Raw genomic sequence first — 4055 nt, forward strand, 5'->3', positions numbered from 1 at the left:
AGCAATTTCTTCCTTTTCTTCTTTTTCAGGTCCTATAGGAGTTTCATCTCCGATTTCCGGTTTTTCTTCTGTCGTTTCCGGTGTAGTTTCCGGCTCTTTTTCAGTTTCTATTTTTTCCTGTTCATCTGCAGGTTTTTCGGTTTCAACAGGTGTTCCTTTAATATCGCCTTTTGCTTCCTGAGGTTTATCTTCAATTGCTTCATCTTTTTCTGCTTTAACAGATTCTTCAGGCTTTTCTTTCGTTTCTTTAATCGCTCTTTCTGTTACTGGAATATCTTCTTTTTTTTCCTTAGTAGAAAATTTTTCTTTTTTTGTTTTCCTTTTTTCTGTTTTTGCTTTCAACTTGTCTTCATGGATCTTTATGTATTCCAGCTGTTCTTCCTTATCTTTTGCAAAGAAATATGCTTTCACACTCAGGATCAGCCTTCTGTTTTCCAAATCTAGTTCGATTATCTTGAGAGGTATGGATTCACCTATATCGAATGCCATATTCGCTCTTTTCAGACCTGGAAGGGAGAGATGGGAGAGAGGTACAAATCCTTCAATCACATGATCTCCGGCATGGACATCGACCAGAACACCTTTTGTGATTATTTTAACGATCTTTGCTTTGATCTCGGAATTTATCGGGAGTAATTCATCGAGTTTATCCCACGGATCTGGTGCCAGTTGTTTAATTCCCAACGCAATTCTGTGTAAGGTCTTATCGATGGAAAGGACTTTAACTTCGATTTCACTGCCTTTTTTAAAAACATCTTTGGGATGATAAATTCGTTTAGTCCAGGAAATATCTGAAATATGGATCAAGCCTTCGATATTTTCTTCGATCTCAACAAAAATACCAAAGGGAGTTATACTTTTAACTTTTCCCGTGATCTTTTCACCAACCGGATATCGTTCTTCGATCGTAAGCCAGGGATTCGGCTCCATCTGTTTGATACCCAGGGAAATTCTGTGTGAATCTCTTGAGGTTGTTAACACAATTGCTTTGATAGTGTCTCCGACTTTTACCATCTGCTTGGGATGTTTGATCCTTTTCGTCCACGACATTTCAGAAATGTGAACTAATCCTTCAACTCCGGGTTCTATCTCTACAAATACACCGTAACTTGTGATATTAACGACTTTTCCTGAGATGATCGAACCTTCGGGATATTTGGCTTCAATATTTTCCCAGGGATGAGGAACTAATTGTTTGATCCCTAAAGAAACTTTTGAATTTTCCTCGTTATAACCGAGAACTTTGACCTTAACCTTATCTCCGATATTCAACATATCAGAAGGATGTTTGATGTGTCCCCAGGACATATCTGTTATGTGGAGTAAACCGTCGATTCCACCTAAATCTATAAATGCTCCATATTCGGTGATATTCCTGACCTCACCATCGAGTTCTGAGCCAACTACAATTTTTTCTCTTAATTCTTTGATCTGATTTTCCCGTCTTTCTTCCAGAACTTTTTTTCGGGAAACTATTATATTTCTTCGTTCTTTATCTATTTTGAGGATTTTGAATTCGCTTTCTTTACCAATAAACTGATCTAAATTCGGAATTGGTTTCGTTGAGATCTGGGAACCCGGTAAAAAAGCTTCCAGATTGTCTATTTCAACGATCATTCCGCCTTTGACGCGTCGTCGAAGAATTCCGGTAATTGAACCGTTGGTTTCCATCAACTGATTGAATCTTTCCAGACTGGAATAAAAATCTGCTTTCCGTTTGGAAAGCTTAAGCCTGCCCGAACCATCTTCAATTGATTCGATATAGACTTTGATCTTTGAACCAAGATCAGGAAATCGAGTTTGTGAAAATTCCCGGCTGGGAATAGAGCCTTCTGACTTAAATCCGATATCGACCAACACTTCCCGTTCATCAACACTGACCACATCACCATCAATAATAGCACCTTTGGTGAATTTACTGAAAGACTCATCAAGAAGTACCACAAAATCGTCTTCTTTCGTTTTGGACTTTTTCTCTTTAACTTTTTTTACTTTGATTTCCGGTTTTTTCTCAACTTTTTCCTCAAGAGGAACATCTGTTTTGATCTTCGGTTTTTTTTCTTCAATAACTTTTTCCTTTTTGAGAATTTCCTCTACTGCTTCCGGTTTCTCCTCAACTTTAATACCTGTATCAGGTTCCGGTTTTTTCTCCTTAATAACTTCTTCATTTTTGGAAATTTCTTTTTCTGGAATTTCTTTTACCAATTCCGGTTTTTCTTCAACAGAAACATCTGTTGACACTTTTTCTTTAATTTCAGTTTGTTCATCAATAGGATTGACAACATCCTTGTTTTCATTTTGATCGTTAAACATCATTTTTCTCCTTAAATCCGGGAATATCATCAATGCATGCAGCCAAGTTCTGATCATTCTCCAGACATTCTATTATTTTATTATATACTTCCACGATTATCCAGTCCGGTGTGGAAGCGCCTGCTGTTAAACCGATATTACACTTACCTTTAAACCACTTCTCATCTATCTCATCTGCTATTTCAATATGGTAAGTCTCAATAATTTTTGCACTTATTTTGGCAAGCATTTTTGTATTAGAACTATTTTTCCCACCGATAACAATCATGACATCGCTTTCTTTTGCCAACTTCAATGTCGCTTCCTGACGAATGGCAGTCGCATTACAGATGGTGTTTATTACTTTCAAGTCATTACATCTCGGAACTAATGCTCTGACCAGTTCCTGCAGGTCTTCGATGTTGCGGGTAGTTTGGGAAATAACACCCACTTTTTTTGATATTTGCTTCGGTAATTCGTTGGCATTTGATACAATGATCGCATTACCGTCTGTATAAGATTTCAGGGCAATAACTTCAGGATGATCTTTATCACCTAATATGATAACTTGATAACCTTCTTCGCCCAATTGTTTTGCAAATTCCTGAGTTTTGGAAACATAAGGACAGGTTGCATTGATAATTTCTATATCATCATTTTTTAATTTTTCCAGAATATTTTTTTCAACACCATGCGAACGGATTATTGTTGCTCTTCCTTTAATTTCAGAATGATCATTTACTGATAATATCCCTTTTTCGTTTAATTTTTCAACCATTTGCGGATTATGTATTATTGGACCTAAAGTAACGGTTTTCTTATGTTTTTGAGCCGCTTCCAGGGCAATATTTATCGCTCTTTTGACACCGAAACAGAATCCGGAATTTTTGGCGATCTTAACACTCATTTTCCAGTTCTTTTATCTTTTTCATAATGAAATTTGCTAAATATCGGTAATTGTTTTTGGAATCGTCTAAATTGGAATAGTCTTCTTTTTTTATTTTTTCACCAATAACAATTTTCAATCGATCCTTTCCTAAAAAGCATTTACGGAATTTATTGGAATTTTTCATATAGATTGGAACAATGTCTTTTCCAGTCTGGATCGCAATTTTTCCAATTCCGGGTTTCACTTTGTTGGATTTTCTTGTTCCCTCCGGAAATAATAGGATCGATTGACCGGCAGCTAATTTTTCCTCGACTCGATTAATTGCAGTTCTATCAACTTTCCCTCTTTTGATGGGAATAGCATTCACAAATTGGAGGAAATTCCCAAAAATTTTATTCTTAAAAAGTTCCGATTTTGCTAAATAATTGATCTCAAAAGGCATGATCGAACCGATGAAAGGCGGATCAAACCAGGAAATGTGATTTGAAGCAAGAATACAATTTGTGATATTTTTTATTCTCTCTTTATGAATGATTTCATAATGCCAGAAATATTTCATAAAAAAACGGACTGAAGTTGTAATAATTGAATAAGTTATTCTTTTATTTTTCATTTTTTACAATCTCCATCAGGAAAGAAACTTGCTCAGAAATCGACATTTTGCTCGTATTGACAATAATTGCATCAGGTACTTTTTTCAAAGGAGCGATTTTGCGTGTCGAATCATTTTTATCCCGCCAGATCAATTCCTTTTCAACTTCTTCTAAAACAAGCTCTTCACCTTTTTCTTTAGCTTCTATCCATCTTCGATAAGCTCGTGTTTTAACATCTGCATCCATATAAAATTTAAAATCAGCATCGGGAAAAACAACAG

At 35.9% G+C, this 4055-nt stretch carries 4 protein-coding genes; all 4 read right to left on the minus strand.

Annotated features, from left to right (window positions below; genetic code table 11):
* Positions 1 to 2313 (minus strand): 30S ribosomal protein S1 (gene rpsA / locus ENL20_11675; protein HHE39213.1); only part of this gene is annotated, 2313 nt, incomplete at its 3' end.
* Positions 2306 to 3199 carry a 4-hydroxy-3-methylbut-2-enyl diphosphate reductase gene (locus ENL20_11680; GenBank protein ID HHE39214.1) on the minus strand — a complete coding sequence of 298 codons (894 nt, stop codon included), beginning with the start codon at positions 3197 to 3199 and terminating at the stop codon, positions 2306 to 2308. The genes ENL20_11680 and rpsA, both read right to left, overlap by 8 nt.
* Positions 3189 to 3794 carry a 1-acyl-sn-glycerol-3-phosphate acyltransferase gene (locus ENL20_11685; GenBank protein HHE39215.1) on the minus strand — a complete coding sequence of 202 codons (606 nt, stop codon included), beginning with the start codon at positions 3792 to 3794 and terminating at the stop codon, positions 3189 to 3191. Before ENL20_11685 ends, ENL20_11680 begins: the two co-directional genes overlap by 11 nt.
* Positions 3784 to 4055: cytidylate kinase (locus ENL20_11690; GenBank protein ID HHE39216.1), on the minus strand; the 272-nt coding region annotated here is incomplete at its 5' end. The genes ENL20_11690 and ENL20_11685, both read right to left, overlap by 11 nt.

This window comes from Candidatus Cloacimonadota bacterium, from assembly GCA_011372345.1.
Taxonomy (GTDB): domain Bacteria; phylum Cloacimonadota; class Cloacimonadia; order Cloacimonadales; family TCS61; genus DRTC01.

What these genes read in the sequence shown, in the direction of transcription:
- ENL20_11680 (HHE39214.1), bottom strand. Translation starts at nt 3,199, where the DNA reads ATGAGTGTTAAGATCGCCAAAAATTCCGGATTCTGTTTCGGTGTCAAA.
- ENL20_11685 (HHE39215.1), bottom strand. Translation starts at nt 3,794, where the DNA reads ATGAAAAATAAAAGAATAACTTATTCAATTATTACAACTTCAGTCCGT.